The sequence below is a fragment of the Streptomyces albidoflavus genome (assembly GCF_000719955.1).
GTDB classification, from domain to species: Bacteria; Actinomycetota; Actinomycetes; order Streptomycetales; family Streptomycetaceae; genus Streptomyces; species Streptomyces albidoflavus.
In genome coordinates, this window is record NZ_JOII01000106.1 from 1 (window position 1) to 245 (window position 245).

The following is a 245-nucleotide window of genomic DNA, read 5'->3' on the forward strand; positions in this document are numbered from 1 at the left end:
CCGAACAACTCCTCCAGCAGATACCCCACCAACGCGTTGACCGTCGGATAGTCGAACACCACCGTCGCCGGCAACCGCAACCCCGTCGACTTCCCCAACCGGTTCCGCAACTCCACCGCGGTCAACGAATCAAAACCCAGATCCTGAAACGCACGCCCCGGATCCACCGACTGCACACCCGCATGCCCCAACACCACCGCAACCTGACCACGCACCAGATCCAGCAACACCTCACGACGCTCATC

1 protein-coding gene is annotated in these 245 nt (G+C 62.0%); it reads right to left on the reverse strand.

Annotation, left to right across the window (positions count from 1 at the left end; genetic code table 11):
* A partial coding sequence (locus IF45_RS31855) for an acyl carrier protein (RefSeq protein WP_157846496.1) occupies positions 1–245 on the reverse strand: 245 nt, incomplete at both ends.